Source organism: Paraburkholderia saeva, from assembly GCF_907164555.1.
Taxonomy (GTDB): Bacteria; Pseudomonadota; Gammaproteobacteria; order Burkholderiales; family Burkholderiaceae; genus Paraburkholderia; species Paraburkholderia saeva.
The window spans coordinates 22,367-37,925 of record NZ_CAJQZC010000007.1 but is presented as its reverse complement, the minus strand read 5'-3'; the positions used below and the strand labels follow the sequence as shown (position 1 = coordinate 37,925).

General features: G+C 62.0%; 13 protein-coding genes. 8 read left to right on the top strand and 5 right to left on the bottom strand.

All coding sequences use genetic code 11. The features are described 5' to 3' along the window. Positions 1–112: 112 nt before the first annotated feature. Together LPA36_RS18745 and mnmC are read right to left on the bottom strand one after the other, a co-directional pair. The gene (locus tag LPA36_RS18745) at positions 113–1,312 is read right to left on the bottom strand and encodes a cation:proton antiporter (RefSeq protein WP_228879843.1); all 1,200 of its coding nucleotides are present in this window, start codon (positions 1,310–1,312) and stop codon (positions 113–115) included. Between the two features lie 885 nt (positions 1,313–2,197). Beyond that, positions 2,198–4,165, bottom strand: coding sequence for a bifunctional tRNA (5-methylaminomethyl-2-thiouridine)(34)-methyltransferase MnmD/FAD-dependent 5-carboxymethylaminomethyl-2-thiouridine(34) oxidoreductase MnmC (gene mnmC, locus LPA36_RS18740; RefSeq protein ID WP_228879840.1), 1,968 nt, complete (start codon positions 4,163–4,165; stop codon positions 2,198–2,200). A 438-nt stretch (positions 4,166–4,603) separates the two neighbouring features. Here mnmC and LPA36_RS18735 point away from each other — a divergent pair, with 438 nt between their 5' ends. Continuing rightward, positions 4,604–4,882 carry an HU family DNA-binding protein gene (locus tag LPA36_RS18735; protein WP_074262967.1) on the top strand — a complete coding sequence of 93 codons (279 nt, stop codon included), beginning with the start codon at positions 4,604–4,606 and terminating at the stop codon, positions 4,880–4,882. Positions 4,883–4,939: 57 nt separating this feature from the next. Here the strand turns inward: LPA36_RS18735 and LPA36_RS18730 are convergent, their stop codons facing one another. Together LPA36_RS18730 and LPA36_RS18725 are read right to left on the bottom strand one after the other, a co-directional pair. Further along, positions 4,940–6,235 (bottom strand): GTP-binding protein, encoded by a 1,296-nt coding sequence (locus LPA36_RS18730; RefSeq protein ID WP_228879838.1) that lies wholly within the window; start codon positions 6,233–6,235, stop codon positions 4,940–4,942. A gap of 197 nt (positions 6,236–6,432) precedes the next feature. Continuing rightward, positions 6,433–6,870, bottom strand: coding sequence for a lytic transglycosylase domain-containing protein (locus LPA36_RS18725; protein ID WP_228879835.1), 438 nt, complete (start codon positions 6,868–6,870; stop codon positions 6,433–6,435). Positions 6,871–7,337: 467 nt separating this feature from the next. Here LPA36_RS18725 and gspD point away from each other — a divergent pair, with 467 nt between their 5' ends. Genes gspD through gspF form a run of 3 tightly spaced genes read left to right on the top strand, consistent with a single transcriptional unit; the run spans position 7,338 to position 12,365 of the window. Continuing rightward, positions 7,338–9,632: a type II secretion system secretin GspD gene (gspD, locus tag LPA36_RS18720; RefSeq protein WP_228879832.1), complete on the top strand. Its 2,295-nt coding sequence runs from the start codon at positions 7,338–7,340 to the stop codon at positions 9,630–9,632. Then, positions 9,629–11,143 (top strand): type II secretion system ATPase GspE, encoded by a 1,515-nt coding sequence (gene gspE, locus LPA36_RS18715; protein ID WP_228879830.1) that lies wholly within the window; start codon positions 9,629–9,631, stop codon positions 11,141–11,143. Before gspD ends, gspE begins: the two co-directional genes overlap by 4 nt. Positions 11,144–11,147: 4 nt before the next feature. After that, on the top strand, positions 11,148–12,365 hold the full coding sequence (gene gspF / locus LPA36_RS18710) for a type II secretion system inner membrane protein GspF (RefSeq protein ID WP_228879827.1): 1,218 nt from the start codon (positions 11,148–11,150) through the stop codon (positions 12,363–12,365). Positions 12,366–12,418: 53 nt separating this feature from the next. Here gspF and LPA36_RS18705 read toward each other — a convergent pair whose 3' ends face one another. Next, positions 12,419–12,829, bottom strand: a complete 411-nt coding sequence (locus LPA36_RS18705; protein WP_228879823.1) for a type II secretion system protein N — start codon at positions 12,827–12,829, stop codon at positions 12,419–12,421. A 171-nt stretch (positions 12,830–13,000) separates the two neighbouring features. On the opposite strand from LPA36_RS18705, the gene gspG reads away from it, so the two are divergent. Genes gspG through LPA36_RS18685 form a run of 4 tightly spaced genes read left to right on the top strand, consistent with a single transcriptional unit; the run spans position 13,001 to position 15,060 of the window. After that, entirely contained in the window at positions 13,001–13,465 is a 465-nt protein-coding gene (gene gspG / locus LPA36_RS18700) for a type II secretion system major pseudopilin GspG (protein ID WP_228879821.1), read from the top strand. Positions 13,466–13,477: 12 nt separating this feature from the next. Further along, positions 13,478–13,963 carry a GspH/FimT family pseudopilin gene (locus LPA36_RS18695; RefSeq protein ID WP_228879819.1) on the top strand — a complete coding sequence of 162 codons (486 nt, stop codon included), beginning with the start codon at positions 13,478–13,480 and terminating at the stop codon, positions 13,961–13,963. Between the two features lies 1 nt (position 13,964). Beyond that, a complete protein-coding gene (gspI, locus tag LPA36_RS18690; RefSeq protein WP_228879817.1) occupies positions 13,965–14,363 on the top strand; it encodes a type II secretion system minor pseudopilin GspI in 399 nt (132 codons plus the stop codon). Further along, positions 14,341–15,060, top strand: a complete 720-nt coding sequence (locus tag LPA36_RS18685) for a PulJ/GspJ family protein (protein WP_407674305.1) — start codon at positions 14,341–14,343, stop codon at positions 15,058–15,060. The genes gspI and LPA36_RS18685 overlap by 23 nt, the downstream gene beginning before the upstream one ends. Positions 15,061–15,559 lie beyond the last annotated feature (499 nt).

The following is a 15,559-nucleotide window of genomic DNA, read 5'->3' as shown; positions in this document are numbered from 1 at the left end:
CGTCCCTTGGATTTGCTGACTGGACCGGCCTGGCAGCGAAGCACTGGCCGGTCGCAGTCGTTGTGAAAATCGTTGTGAATTCAGGTCGGTTCGATGCGAACGGCTACCACGCCTATTCGCGACGTTCGCCCACCAGTGCAAGGCTGCGATAGACGAGCCACGGCCCGACAAGCTGCAGCACGACAATCGAACACATCACGACGGCACGCAGCTGCGGATCGAAATTCGGATACAGGTCATAGGTATCGTCGACGAGCAGATACGCGAGCGCCGACATCGGCGAAAGCGAGAGCCCGAGCGCCATACCCTGCTTCCAGTTCAGGCCACTCGGTTTCGCGAACGCGAGCACGCCGACCAGCTTGCCGATCAGACGCGCAACAATCAGACCCAACGCCGCAACACCGCCAAGCGCGATGTCTTTCCATTCGAACGACGTCAACGTAAGCACGAACAGGATCACAGTCAGAAGCCATCCCGCCGTGCCGAAATGCTGTGGCCACAGTTGCGGACGCGCTTCCAGATTCTTCACGATGATGCCGGCGGCGAGCAGGCTCAGGATTGTCGACAGCTTGAACAGATGCGCAAGCGCGATTGCCAGCAGTACCAGCCCGAACAGCGCGACAAACGAATGTTCATCCTGCATGTTCATGCGTCGATAGAAGAAATTGCACGCCCGCGCGAGCGCGAACGCCAGAACGAATGAGCCGATCAGCAGATAAAGCGGTTGCAGGATCGTGGCCAGCACGTTGCCGTACACCTCCTGATGCAACCAGCTCGACGCGAGTTTTTCGATCACCACGGCGTACATGCTGTTGAGCGCAGTCAATGTCATCAGACGCTGCGTCACCTGCCCTTCGGCGCGCAATTCGGTTTTTAGCTGGATCACCATTGCGGGCGACGTTGCCATCGCGATTGCGGCAAGCACCATCGCGACCATCGTCGGCACCTGCAGGAACAGCAGCACGGCGAGGACAAGCACGAATGTAAGAGTCGATTCGGCGATGCTCGAGAGAATCAGCCACGGGTTGCGGCGGATCCAGCGCAGATCGAGACGGCTGCCGAGTTCGAAGAGCAAGAGGCCGAGCGCGACATCGAGCAGCGGGCGCGCGGCGCCGGTGCTGGCGTCGATCACACCAAAGCCTGCCGATCCGGCGATCAGGCCGATCACGGCATAGCCGGAAATGCGCGGCAAGCGCCATGCGCGATAACAGAGTTCTCCGCACAGACCGGCCGCGAGCAGCGCGAGACCGGCCCAGAAGATCGCATCGGGCGAAAGCGGCAGCGCCGGGAAAAATGAAAACGCCGACTTCATCGTGGTGGCTTCTCCTTTGCAGCAACGGCCATGCGGCGCTAACCGGTGGACGGACCGGTGACGGCGTGAACGCGGCTCGCGTTCGTCGTCGCTACGGCATTCGTCGTCGATATGGCGCTGCGCCGACGGGCGTTGCAGATTGTCGATCGGGTGAAAACTGAGACGGTTGCGCGAAGACCGATTGACTGCGGACGGCGAAGCCCGCGTGTGCATTCAGGCAGCTTGCCAGATACATGTGTACGAACGCCGTCGACCTGTGAATCAGATTGTTGTTGACCGGCAACCGTTCCGTGATTGCGCATCCTGGATGAAACGAGGCGTGCGCGTGAAGAAGGGCGATTGTGCCACAGGTTTTTCTGGCTGGACTGAAAAGGGCCTAACGTGGGGTTAAAGCGGTAAAAACGTACGTCATCTTCGGGGAGACAGGAAAAAACGACCGTTTGAAGGCTTTATCCCTCTGTCGACCGGGGTGTTTTGCCAAAGAAACGCGTGGATCAAGGTCAGGCGAATCGAAACGAATGGCGGTTTTCCCGGGGTGACGGCTTTTCAGGTTTTTTCGGTTGTGAGGTTTTGGGTTTGTTCCGATGCGACCGCCCACGTCTCTTTGTTTATATGTTTACCTGTATGTATACGTAGTAACAGTTAACAAGGACATCGCATTTCTGTGGATAACCTCTATTTGCCGAAGCAGATCATCAGGTTACGAAACGCATAACCGCGCGCACAGCATGTGTGGGTCTCGCTGGCTTCGAAGAACAACTTTTCCAGCCAGAACGCGGCGAGAAAGTTGTCCCGTTTACGTCCACATGGGGTCCACATGAGTTGATGCCGTTTTTCTCACGGTTATCCACAGATTGACGTGGATAACTTTTTCGCGCGATTGCGCTATCGAACGGTTCCCTGCCGCAATGCGCGAAGCAGAAAACGGGCTGGATCGATGGATTCGGCGAGGTCACGTTCGATGGGCCAGGGCTCGCCTTCGATCTGGGAGGCGATCAACTCCGCTCCCAGCGAAGCCCACACCAGCCCGCGCGAGCCATAGGCAAATGCGCCGAAGAGACCCGATGAGCGCGGCAAATCAAGCGGCCATGCGCCGCGCAGACGCAGCGCCTCGCGGGCGGCTTCTGTTTCATCGGCGAGCGCGCCGATCATCGGCAGGCGGTCCGGTGCCACGCATCGAAACGCGACGCGTCCGTCGAGCGCCGCGGCCTTGAGCGGGTCGATTGCGTCGCGCAGGCCGGGCAGCATATGTGTGAGGCGCGCCAGATTTTCTTCGTGCCCGTTCGCGCGCAATGAGGAATCGGGATCGTCGAGGTCATAGGTCGCGCCGGTGAGCGTCAGGTCGTCGGCGAGCGGCACCGCATAACCTTCGCCAATGACCGGCAGTTGCAGACCCGGCACCGTACCCGGTGGCAACACGGTCAACTGGCCGCGCACACTGACAGTCGTCGTGTAGCGCAGTCCGGCGATGCGAGCGGCGTCATGTGCATTCGCAACAACGACAACCGGAGCTCGCGCAACGGCCTGTCCGCGCTCATCGAACACGTTCCACTGATTGCCGTCACGTTCGATGCGCGCCACGTGCACGCCGAAGCGCCGCTCGAGTCGTGAACCGGCGGCCGCACATTGCGCGGCACATAGCGTCGCGGGATCGATCCAGCCGCCCTCGGGGAAGAACCATCCGCCATTCGCTACATCCGTGTTCGCGAGCCGTCGCGCTTCGCCGCGGGACACTGGCGTGACGTATCCGGCAGGCCACCCAAACGAAGCGAGCGACGCCGACATCGCGCGTGCTTCGTCTTCGCTTCCGGCAAGCTGAAGAAGACCTGAAGTGCCACGCGTGAGCGGATGTCCTGCATCGACCAGTGCCGACCATCTCTGCAATGCGTGGAGAAAGCCGGCGCGCGTGATGCGCGAGGCGACGCTGTCATCGCGCGAGAGCATCGGATGAAACACACCTGCAGGATTGCCGGACGCTTCCAGTGCAATCCCATCGTGTCGTTCGAGTGAAGTCACGTGCCAGCCGCGTGCGGTGAGTCGCTCGATCACGGCGCAACCCGCGAGACCGGTGCCGATCACAACCGCTCGACGTTCGTCGACGGCAAGCGGCATCGGCGGATCATGCCGCCGTACACGCCAGCGTGGTGCAAAACGTCCAACCAGCATTGCACGCTTCCAGCCAAATCCATCGACCTTGCGATACTCGAAGCCCGTTTGCAGCAACGCGCGTTTTACGTCGCCAGAACTGGTGTACGTGGCGAACGTTGCGTCGTCGCCGGCCAGACGCGCAAGCTGCTTGAAGAGTTGCGGCGTCCAGAGTTCGGGATTCTTTGCGGGCGCAAAACCATCGAGGTAAAACGCGTCGGCGCGTAACCAGAGCGATGGCAATGTTTCGCCCGCATCGCCAAAGACGAGCGTCAGCGTGACGCGGCCCTCGTCGAATTCAAGCCGGTGGGTACCAGGAACCAGGAATGGCCAGGCATCGGCGAGCGTGCGCGCGAGCGTTGCAATCGATGGATCGGAAACCGTCGCGTCATACGCGCGATGCAGATCATCCCTTGAAAAAGGATGTTTTTCCGTCGAAACGAAATGCAGCCGCTCGCATCGTGACGGGTCGGCGCGCCAGGCGGCCCATGTCATCAGGAAGTTGATGCCCATCCCAAAGCCCGTTTCCAGCACCGTGAAAACGCGCCTTGACTGCCAGCGTGCGGGCAGATTGTTGCCCTGCAAAAACACGTATTCGGCCTGCGCCAGACCGCCGACTGCGCTGTGATAGATATCGTCGTATTGACGTGAGAAAGGCGCGCCGTTGTCGCGAAAGGCGAGCGTGGCAGGGATCAGCGGCTCGGTCATGCAGATAGAAAGAGGACGTCGACAATGAGGAACAACGCGTAGTTCGAAGCGCTGGAAAGCCCTTGTTACAAGGGTTACACGGCGATACACGCATGCCCGATCGTTGGCAAAAACCAACGTCGGCGCGTTGTTTAAGGCCATTCACGCGGGTCGTTTGATGCATTCCATGCGGAAAAAGGCCCAATCCACGTCCAATCGGAACTCGATCGGTCAAAGAACCGTGTAAATCTTCGAAACCCTTATCCTGATTGGGTTTGCGCTGCGCTATCATAGCAGGCGCCGCACAGGGAAGCGGCAGCACGGCCGTCGCGTAAAAAGCTTCGCGACGCGTTTGTCCGGAGCGCTCCGGCCACCGTCGCTGCTCGACGGCGCGGCACGCGCACGTATAATCGGCGCGTTCGCGCTGTTCGTGTCAACCTAAACCAGAAAGGAACCTTAATGAACAAACAGGAACTGATCGACGCCGTCGCAGGTCAGACGGGCGCCAGCAAAGCTCAAACCGGCGAAACGCTGGACACGCTGCTTGAAGTGATCAAGAAGGCTGTGTCCAAGGGTGACGCAGTCCAGTTGATCGGCTTTGGCAGTTTTGGTTCGGGCAAGCGCGCAGCGCGTACGGGCCGCAACCCGAAGACTGGCGAAACCATCAAGATTCCGGCCGCCAAGACCGTCAAGTTCACGGCTGGTAAAGCGTTCAAGGACGCAGTCAACAAGCGCTAAGCATTTAGAGCCTTGTGTTGACGCCCGCCATCGGCGGGTTTTTTTTCGTCTGCGTTTCTAGTGATGGTGGTGGCCATCACCATGATGATGGTCGTGATCGTGATGGTCGTGGTCGTCGTCATCCAGATCCCATGCAGGGAACGGGTCGGCGAATGCTGTCCACGCCTCAGGCCCGGACGCATATTCGTCGTCGGTAAGCAGACACGCATCGAGCTTCGCGCGCCATTCGGACGCGTCGATATCGACGCCGATCATCACCAGTTCCTGTCGACGGTCACCAATGCTGAAGTCGTTAGCGTCGCCGTACCAGTCGGCGGCGATTTCGTTCATCAGTTCGTCGTCGCCCTCGGGCCATTCGCTGCGATCCTGCGCGGCCCACCACGTGCCCGCCGGTGAAGGCCGGCATGTGCCGCCCGCCTGCGAAAGCGACCCGCCAATCTCGTTGCGCGTCGCCAGCCAGAAAAAGCCCTTGCTGCGCAGCACGCCCTTCCATTCTTCATGCAGCAGCGCCCAAAGACGTTCCGGGTGGAACGGACGGCGCGCGCGATACACGAACGTACTGACGCCGGATTCATCGTCTACGACGTGCGGTTCGGGATTGCGATCTTCAGTCAGCGTGACGAGCCAGCCTGCGGACCCCGACGTTGCATCGAAATCGAAGTACTTCGTATCGAGCACGTCGGCAGGCGCGACATCGGCAAAGTGACTCACGATCTGTACGGCGCCTGGATTGATGCGCGTGAGAATGCGTTGCAGACACGCGAGCGCCTCATCGCTGACGAGATCCTGTTTGTTCACCACGATCACGTCGCAGAACTCGATCTGGTCGACGAGCAGTTCGACGACCGTGCGATCGTCGTCTTCCGTCGTAACGATGCCCGCTTCGGCAAGCGAACCGGTTCGCGCGAAGTCAGTCAGAAAGCGCGACGCATCGACGATCGTCACCGTCGTGTCGAGCCGTACGATGCCAGCGAGCGGTGTGTCGTCATCGCTTTCGTCGTCGCCAAACGTGAGGTCTTCGGCAATCGATATCGCCGTGATGCTTCCCGTCGGCTCGATGAGGATCGCGTCGAACATCTGCTCACTGGCAACACGTTCGATGTCGTCGAGCAGATCGTCGCCCGCTTCGATCAACGCGCTACCGCTTTTCAGCGCGATGCGTTTTTGCGCCGCGCCTTGCGTCGTGCCCGATGCGCGCACGAGCGTCGCATCGAGTTCGATGGCGGCGACGTCCGCGACGATCACTGCAATGCGCAGGCCAGCCGCGTTCGCGAGAAGGTGTTCGATGAGCGTGGTCTTGCCCGCGCCCAGAAAACCGGAGAGCACGGTGACGGGCAGTGGCGACTGGTTCATTGCGGTCAGAAAGCGAGAAGGAAATAAGGGCGTGCCGGGCGCAAAACCGGGGTGCGGCCGAGCGGCAGGACGAAGCCGCATTGTGCATCAAACGTCGCGAAGCCGCGCGAATCTGCCGCCTCGCGATTGCATACATCGACGGATGACGCTGACTGGAACTCAGGGAGGACTGGCGGAAAACCGGTGCGGCCAGCTGCTCAGCGCAGCAGGTTCCACTTCTGGAGGATGGCGGCGATCTGCTTCGCGTATTGATCGCGCAACGTGGGCGTTTCTGAATGGTAGGCGCCGACCGCGGTCCACGTGTTGCCGTATTTGTTCATCTGGCGTCGCAGATGCCAGGCGGCAATGTAGACATTCTTGCAGGGTTCCATCAGCGTACCGGTAGAAATGCCGTACTGCGAGAGCGTCGCAAGATGGACGGAGTTGATCTGCATCACGCCGTAGTCGGTTGAACCGTTCGCATTCTTGTGCAGGGCGTCGGGCCGGTTGTGCGACTCCTGCCATGCGATCGCGCGCAAAATGAGCGGATTGACCTTCTGATAACTGGCTGCCTCGTCAAAACAGTCGGCGCGCGCCGGCGCGGCGGCGAACCACGCGCAGAGCCCGATAGCAACAGTGACGAGAGCCGGTTTCATCGATCAAGATGACTAAGCAAATAACGGTGACGAGACGATGCAATGGCCTTCCTCGCGGCCAGACATCGGGGAAAACCCGTGGCCGTCGGGATGCGTCTATCGCATGGAACCGCCCGTATCATACCGGCAGCCTGTGACGGGTCAAGGTTGGCTAACCGACATAAGGCTGAAGATTCCGGAAGAGGCCTTCTTCTATATGTTGCGTCTCACGGGCGAGCAAGCTTTCATGAAGTTGACGACAGCGGCGCTTCAATTAGAGGAAACTCACTGGCGAGGGGCTATTTGTGAGAATTTCGTCATGAAAAGCTGTTACTGTTCATTTTTTTCGGACCTCAGATTGGCGTGCATCCGGGCGACCGGCAGGCGTCGGGGCGAAGGGGTTGCGCCCGGCCAGCATGTCCACTGCGCATGACCGTCGGCGGCGGTTGCCGTCGGCATCGACATCACATTCCATGAGAAGAAATCGTATGGCATTGCGTCGCGTCGCAACGGCGCTGCTGGTTGCTGGATCGATCACCTCGCAGATCGCATACGCACAGGTGACCCTCAACTTCGTCAACGCGGACATCGACCAGGTGGCGAAGGCGATTGGCGCGGCAACCGGCAAAACGATCATCGTCGACCCGCGCGTCAAGGGTCAGCTCAACCTCGTTTCCGAAAATGCTGTCCCCGAAGATCAGGCGCTGAAAACGCTGCAGTCCGCGCTGCGGATGCAGGGCTTTGCGCTGGTGCAGGATCACGGCGTATTGAAGGTCGTCCCGGAAGCCGACGCCAAACTGCAGGGCGTGCCGACCTACGTCGGCAACGCGCCGGCCGCGCGCGGCGACCAGGTGGTCACCCAGGTCTTCCAGCTCCACAACGAATCGGCAAACAACCTCTTGCCGGTGCTGCGACCGCTCATCTCGCCGAACAATACGATCGCCGCCTACCCGGCCAATAACACACTGATCGTCACCGATTACGCCGACAACGTGCGGCGTATCGCGCAGATCATCTCGGGGGTCGATACGGCCGCGGGCCAGCAGGTTCAGGTCGTGCCGCTGAAGAACGCCAACGCGATCGATATCTCCACGCAGCTTGCGAAGATGCTCGATCCGGGCGCAATCGGCAGCACGGATGCGACGCTGAAGGTGTCCGTGACGGCCGATCCGCGCACCAATTCGCTGCTGCTTCGCGCATCGAACGTGCAGCGGCTTGCCGCTGCGAAGACGCTTGCGCAGCAACTCGACGCACCGAGCAGCGTGCCCGGCAACATGCACGTCGTGGCGCTGCGCAACGCGGACGCGACCAGGCTCGCGAAGACCTTGCGCGGGATGCTCGGCAAAGCCGGCGACACCGGTTCTTCGTCAGGCGGGAACGAGGCGAACTCGTTCAACCAGAATAGTGGCGGCGCGGGCAGCAATTCGACGGGCACGGCCGGTACGCCGCCGCTGCCGTCCGGCGGGCTCGGCAACAGTTCGATGTCGTCGTCAATGGGCGGCAGCGGCAGCGGCGGCGGTGGCGCATACGGCTCGAACGGCAACTCGGGTTCGTCCGGCCTGCTCGGCGGCGACAAGGACAAGAACGACGATAACCAGCCCGGCGGGATGATCCAGGCGGACGCGGCGACCAACTCGCTGATCATCACAGCGGCCGAGCCGGTATATCGCAATCTGCGCGCGGTGATCGACCAGCTCGACGCGCGCCGCGCACAGGTCTACATCGAGGCGCTGATCGTCGAACTGAACTCGAACACGAATGCGAATCTCGGCATTCAGTGGCAGATCGGGAACAGCACGGTGTTTGCCGGCACAAACCTGACGACTGGCCAGAGCAACAGCATCCTCAATCTGACGGCCGCCGCCGCCGCGGCCGGGGCCACGGCGACTACCGGCGGGCTTGCCGGAGCGCTCGCAGGCCAGAGTATCCAGCAGGGCCTCAACGTCGGCTGGATTCACAATATTTTCGGTGTGCAGGGACTCGGCGCGCTGCTGCAGGCGCTGTCGCAGACCGCCGACGCAAACGTGCTGTCGACGCCTAACCTCATCACGCTCGACAACGAGGAAGCCAAGATTGTCGTCGGCACGAACATTCCGATCCAGACGGGTTCGTATTCGAACCTCACGAGCGGCGCGACGAGCTCGGCATTCAATACGTTCGACCGCGTCGACGTCGGTCTGACGCTGCACGTCAAGCCGCAGATCACCGACGGCGGCATTCTCAAGCTGCAGCTTTACACCGAAGATTCGGCGATCGTGAATGGCACGACCAACGCGACGACAAACCCGGCCGGTCCGGAATTCACCAAGCGTTCCATCCAGTCGACGGTGCTTGCCGACAACGGCGAGATCATCGTGCTCGGCGGCCTGATGCAGGACAACTACCAGGTCAGCAACAGCAAGGTGCCGCTGCTGGGTGATATTCCGTGGATTGGCCAGCTGTTCCGTTCGGAGCAGAAGAACCGTAACAAGACCAACCTCATGGTGTTCCTGCGCCCCGTGATCATCAACGATCGCAATACCGCGCAGGCCGTGACGTCGAACCGCTACGACTACATCCAGGGCGTTCAGGGCGCGTACAAGTCCGACAACAACCTGATCAAGGACAGTGACGATCCGGTGGTTCCGCCGATGCCGATCGGCCCGAGCCAGGGCGGCACGCCCGCGCTGAACCTGTTCGACCTCGACCAGATGCGTCGTCAGCAGATGGCGCCGCCGGCGCCTGTTCCCGCCCCAGCGAACGGCGCGGCGGGGAGCACCCAGTCACCGGGAGCGAAGCCGTGACGCTGGCGCCCGCGCAGGCATCGCAACGCGCTCCGGGCGGCGAGGCGGCAACCGGGCGCGAGCCGCCCTCGCCGCTTGCCGCCCGGCTCGTGCCGTACGGATTCGCCAAAAGCGGCCAGATCCTCGTCGCGCATCAGCACGCGGACAGTCTTGAAGTCTGGATCAGCGATCGCACGACCGATGCGGCGCTTGCGGAAGTCGCGCGCAATTTCGGGGCGCTTTCCGTGGTGCGCCTGCCGGCTGACGAACTCGCGCAGGCGATCAATCAGGCGTACGCGCGTCAGGACGGCAGCGCGGCGCAGGTGGTCGGCGAAGTGGAGGGCGAAGTCGACCTGTCGCGCCTGATGCAGGAAATTCCCGAAGTCGAAGACCTGCTGGAATCGGAAGACGACGCGCCGATCATCCGCATGATCAACGCGCTCCTCACGCAGGCGGCGCGCGAACAGGCATCGGATATTCACATCGAGCCATTCGAGACGTCTTCCGTGGTGCGGTTTCGCGTCGACGGTACGCTGCGCGACGTCGTGCGTCCCAAGAAGGCGCTGCACGGCGCGCTGATCTCGCGCATCAAGATCATGGCGCAGCTCGATATCGCCGAGAAACGTCTGCCGCAGGATGGCCGGATTACGCTGCGCGTCGGTGGCCGTCCGGTCGACGTGCGAGTCTCGACGCTGCCCACAGGCCATGGTGAACGCGCCGTGCTGCGTCTGCTGGAAAAAGACGCGGCAAGGCTGAATCTCGAAGCGCTCGGCATGGCTGCCGACACGCTCGTGAAATTCGACACGCTGATTGGACGTCCGCACGGCATCGTGCTCGTGACGGGCCCGACCGGTTCGGGCAAGACGACGACGCTTTACGCGTCGATGTCACGGCTCGAGACTGCGACGACGAACATCATGACCGTCGAAGATCCAATCGAATACGACCTGTCCGGTATCGGCCAGACGCAGGTCAACGAGCGGATCGGCATGACGTTCGCGCGTGCGTTGCGCTCGATTCTGCGGCAGGACCCGGACGTCATCATGATCGGCGAGATCCGCGACCTCGAAACCGCGCAGATCGCCGTGCAGGCGTCGCTCACGGGCCACCTCGTACTGGCGACGCTCCATACGAACGATGCGGCTTCGGCCGTCACACGTCTGACCGACATGGGCGTCGAGCCGTATCTGCTGGCTTCGTCGCTGCTCGGCGTGCTCGCACAGCGGCTTGTGCGGCGGCTGTGTCCGGTGTGCAAGGAAGAACGCGTTGAGGAAGATGGCAGCGTGCGCTGGCATCCGGTCGGTTGCGACAAGTGCGGCCATTCCGGTTACGCAGGGCGTCGTGGCGTGTACGAACTGCTGCTCGTCGACGATGCGATTCGCGCGCAGATCCATCGCAACGCCGCCGATTCGGAGATTCTCGAAGCCGGGCGCGCGCAAGGCATGCGCACGCTGCGCGAAGACGGCGATCGCTGGCTCGAATCCGGGCTGACGTCGCTCGAAGAAGTGATCCGCGTGACGGGCGGAGTGTAAGCGCATGCCAGCGTTCCGCTTTGAAGCGATCGATGCGGCCGGCAAGGCGCAAAAAGGCGTGCTCGACGCCGACAGCGCCCGCGGCGCGCGCACGCAGTTGCGCACGCAGGGATTGACGCCGCTGGTCGTCGAACCGGCCGCGACGCGCACACGCGGCGAGCGCAACCAGCGTCTGTCGCTCGGGCGCCGTCTGTCGCAGCGCGAGCAGGCAATTCTCACGCGGCAACTCGCGAGCCTGCTGATCGCGGGTCTGCCGCTCGACGAAGCACTGTCGGTGCTGACGGAGCAATCGGAGCGCGACTACATCCGCGAACTGATGGCCTCGATCCGCGCTGAAGTGCTCGGCGGCCATTCGCTTGCCAACGCCCTCTCGCAGCATCCGCGCGATTTCCCCGAGATCTATCGGGCGCTCGTTTCGGCCGGCGAACATACCGGCAAGCTCGGTCTCGTGCTGTCGCGTCTCGCCGATTACATCGAGCAGCGTAACGCGCTCAAGCAGAAGATCGTACTTGCGTTCACGTATCCGGCGGTCGTCACGATCATCGCGTTCGGTATCGTCACGTTCCTGCTGAGTTACGTCGTGCCGCAGGTCGTGAACGTATTCGCGAGCACGAAGCAGCAACTCCCGTTTCTCACGATCATGATGATGGCGCTCTCCAGTTTCGTGCGGAACTGGTGGTGGGCGATGCTGATCGCGCTCGTGGTCGTGATCTACGTCGTGCGTTCGGTTCTGGCGCAACCCGGGCCGCGTCTCACGTTCGACCGGTGGCTCCTCACGGCGCCGCTCTTCGGCAAACTCGTGCGCGGCTACAACACGGTGCGCTTCGCGAGCACGCTCGGCATCCTGACGGCTGCGGGCGTGCCGATCCTGCGCGCGCTGCAGGCCGCGAGCGAAACGCTCAGCAACAAGGCGATGCGCCTGAACATCGACGACGCGATCGTGCGCGTGCGCGAGGGCACGTCGTTGTCACGCGCGCTGGGCAATACGAAGACGTTTCCGCCGGTACTGGTTCACCTGATCCGTTCCGGCGAAGCGACGGGCGATGTCACCACGATGCTCGACCGCGCCGCCGAAGGCGAAGCGCGCGAACTCGAACGAAGGACGATGTTTCTGACGAGTCTGCTGGAACCGCTCCTGATTCTCGCGATGGGCGGCGTGGTGCTCGTGATTGTGCTGGCGGTAATGATGCCGATTATCGAACTGAACAACCTGGTTCAGTGAAGTGACCGGCGTGAGTGGAAGACGCGGCGCGGAGCATGATGCCGCGCCGGAACCTAGCGCACGTAGATGGTAGGGCCGGGGGCGTTGGCGGGCAGGAAGACTTCGGAATGGGCGCCATTGCGATCGATGATGATCGAGCGCGCGCGGACTTCGGAGAGCTTCGCGCCCTGCATGACCGCGCCGCCGAGCGACACGGCATGAGGCGGTTCACCGCCGGTGCTGACGATAGCCGCAGCGCCTTCGCGAAGCGCGAGGATGCCGAAGAGGCGCACGTCCTGGTTCGTGTTACGCGTGAGCTTGCCGCCGAAGAGCGTGGCGGCCTGTTCGACCGACACGGGCGGCTGTGCCGCAGCCGCTGCCGGACCGGGCCGATGCGCGGTGAGCGTGACGACCCACCAGGTCAGTGTCGCGCAGAAAACGGCGAAGAGCGCGAGGGATAGAAGGCGTATCTGAAGTGCGTTCATGCGCGTCATTGTACGGACTATTGTGAAATTTGCGTGGAGTTGAAACCCTTCAACTCCATGACATTAGAATGACCTGCCGGGTCTGAATCCTGGCGATGGAAATGCAGAATATTCACCGCATCGGGCGACGCCTGGTGCATCGATACTTTTTCTGGAATGAGGTAGGAAGCTATGCAGATGTGGACCACACGCCGCGCTGAAATCACGGGGCCGCGCGCCCGCCGTCAACGCGGGTTCACGTTGATTGAAATCATGGTGGTGATCGCGATCCTCGGCATTCTTGCCGCGCTGATCGTGCCGAAGATCATGAGCCGTCCGGACGAAGCACGCCGCGTCGCAGCGAAGCAGGACATTGGCACGATGATGCAGGCATTGAAGCTCTACCGGCTCGACAATGGTCGTTACCCGACGCAGGAGCAGGGCCTGCATGCACTGATGGAAAAGCCTTCGACTGACCCAGTGCCGAACAACTGGAAAGACGGCGGTTATCTGGAGCGTCTGCCGAACGATCCGTGGGGCAACGCATATCAGTATCTGAATCCAGGCGTGCATGGTGAGATCGATGTATTCAGCTACGGCGCCGACGGCAAGGCGGGCGGCGAAGGCAACGATTCCGACGTCGGTTCCTGGCAGTAGACGGCTGAACGTATGAAGGCGATCCGTCCGGGGACGCGCATCGACGCGCGCGCGTCCGGCTTCACGTTGCTGGAGATGCTGGTGGTGCTGGTGATTGCCGGCCTGCTGGTGTCGCTGGCATCGCTGTCGCTGACGCGCAATCCACGCACGGATCTGAACGAAGAGGCACAACGGCTTGCGCTGCTGTTCGAATCGGCCGGCGACGAAGCGCAGGTCCGCGCGCGTCCGATTGCGTGGCTGCCGCTCGAGGGCGGTTATCGCTTCGATATGCGCACGGATGATGGATGGCGTCCGCTGCGTGACGACCTGCTGGGGGCGCGTCGCTGGGAAGGGGGTGTAACGGGCGTGTCGATCACCTATCCGGGCTCGGACCAGCAATCCGACCGGGTTGTGTTCGGCACGGAGAGCATCGATGCGCCGGTGCAGGTCACGCTGTTTTCTTCGGCGGGGCGCGCGACGATCACCGGCACGGGCAACGGCCGGTATGAGGTGCATTGAGATGCGGCCTCGGGCGTTGGGCGTCGGGCTCTCGCGTGGCTTCACGATGATCGAGGTGCTGGTTGCGCTCGCGATCATTGCGGTCGCGCTTGCTGCCTCGTTGCGCGCGGTGGGGAGTCTCGCGACCGGCGAGGCCGACTTGCACAACCGGTTGCTGGCCGGCTGGAGCGCTGACAACACGCTCGCGCAATTGCGCCTTGCGCATGCGTGGCCCGAGGTGGGCGCGCATAGCTTCGACTGTTCGCAGGGCAATCTGCAACTGATCTGTACCGAGAACGTGAGCGCCACGCCGAATCCGGTTTTCCGGCGCGTTGAAGTGACGGTGACGACGCCCGGACGTTCCGGCAATCTGGCCCAGCTGGTGACGGTGATCCCGAATGAAACGAACCGGTCACTGTGAGCGTTGCGGGCGCGGGATCGCGCGGGGGCGTCGTCAGTCTCGTGAGTGCGCACGCGATGGCGCGCGTGGTTTTACGTTGATTGAACTACTGGTTGCGATTGCGATTCTGGCGGTGATTGCGGTGTTGTCGTGGCGCGGGCTGGACCAGATTGTTCGTGGGCGCCAGACGATTACAAATGCGATGGAAGACGAGCGCGTGTTTGCGCAGCTGTTCGACCAGATGCGGATTGACGTCCGCCAGGCCGCATCGGATGACGAGGCCGGCGAGGCTGCGGTGAGCATCAGCGGCAGCGTGCTGCAGATCGTACGGGAGCGTGACGAGGTGGGTGTTGCGCCGCGGATGCAGGTGGTGCGGTACCGGATCGCTGACGGACGCGTAATCCGGTATGCGTCGCCGCCGCTCGCAAACGTGGGGGAGTTGCGGCGTGCGTTGCACGGTGGCGAGGGAAGCGACTGGAATGCTGTGCCCTTGATGGGCGGCGTGGGATCGATATCGGCGCGGCTGTACGTGGCGAAGGTGGGGTGGACTGCGCAGATGAAAGATGTGCAGTCGGCGATTACGGAGTACGACAACAATCTGAAGATCCCCCAGTTGGGGAACGCGCCGTTGCCGCGCTCGGTCACCGGGCTGGAAGTAAGTGTGGGCGCGAAGTCGCTCGCGAGGCCAGTGGTGCGCGTGTTTCTGGTGGGGGAATGATGATGGGGGAGTTTGCGTTCCACGCTGGGGTTTTGTTTTTTTCCCTGGCTTTTCCCTGTTTTGCTTTTGGTCTATTAGCGTTGCCCCTGTGCGGGGCGGCATTTCGGTTTTTCGTGCCGAAGCTGAGTCTTTGCTTTGGCCTTTCCTTGTATTCATGTCGGTCTATTAGCGTTGCCCCTGTGCGGGGCGGCACCTACTTTTCTTTGTCCTTGCCAAAGAAAAGTAGGCAAAAGAAAGGCGCTTCGAAAACTCGTCTTTTCCAGGTGTGTCATCGCCGGGGAATGGCAATCCATGAAGTGTCGCCCTCGCATTTCACGCGGCATGGGTCCCCACGCGATTCCGTCTCGCGCGCGGTTCATCTTCGTGGCAAAGCCGTCATCCACCCGACTCCACGCTTTGCGTGTCGCCGGGCGGTTAACTGCCCTCGCCCTTTTTGCTGTTTCCCGTTTGCGCGAACTATTGAGTGTCGCCGCTCACGCGGCGGGAATTGCTATGGCCC

Coding starts and splice junctions, on each gene's coding strand:
- LPA36_RS18745 (WP_228879843.1), bottom strand. CDS start 1,312: ATGAAGTCGGCGTTTTCATTTTTCCCGGCGCTGCCGCTTTCGCCCGAT.
- mnmC (WP_228879840.1), bottom strand. CDS start 4,165: ATGACCGAGCCGCTGATCCCTGCCACGCTCGCCTTTCGCGACAACGGC.
- LPA36_RS18735 (WP_074262967.1), top strand. CDS start 4,604: ATGAACAAACAGGAACTGATCGACGCCGTCGCAGGTCAGACGGGCGCC.
- LPA36_RS18730 (WP_228879838.1), bottom strand. CDS start 6,235: ATGAACCAGTCGCCACTGCCCGTCACCGTGCTCTCCGGTTTTCTGGGC.
- LPA36_RS18725 (WP_228879835.1), bottom strand. CDS start 6,870: ATGAAACCGGCTCTCGTCACTGTTGCTATCGGGCTCTGCGCGTGGTTC.
- gspD (WP_228879832.1), top strand. CDS start 7,338: ATGGCATTGCGTCGCGTCGCAACGGCGCTGCTGGTTGCTGGATCGATC.
- gspF (WP_228879827.1), top strand. CDS start 11,148: ATGCCAGCGTTCCGCTTTGAAGCGATCGATGCGGCCGGCAAGGCGCAA.
- LPA36_RS18705 (WP_228879823.1), bottom strand. CDS start 12,829: ATGAACGCACTTCAGATACGCCTTCTATCCCTCGCGCTCTTCGCCGTT.
- gspG (WP_228879821.1), top strand. CDS start 13,001: ATGCAGATGTGGACCACACGCCGCGCTGAAATCACGGGGCCGCGCGCC.
- LPA36_RS18695 (WP_228879819.1), top strand. CDS start 13,478: ATGAAGGCGATCCGTCCGGGGACGCGCATCGACGCGCGCGCGTCCGGC.
- gspI (WP_228879817.1), top strand. CDS start 13,965: ATGCGGCCTCGGGCGTTGGGCGTCGGGCTCTCGCGTGGCTTCACGATG.
- LPA36_RS18685 (WP_407674305.1), top strand. CDS start 14,341: ATGAAACGAACCGGTCACTGTGAGCGTTGCGGGCGCGGGATCGCGCGG.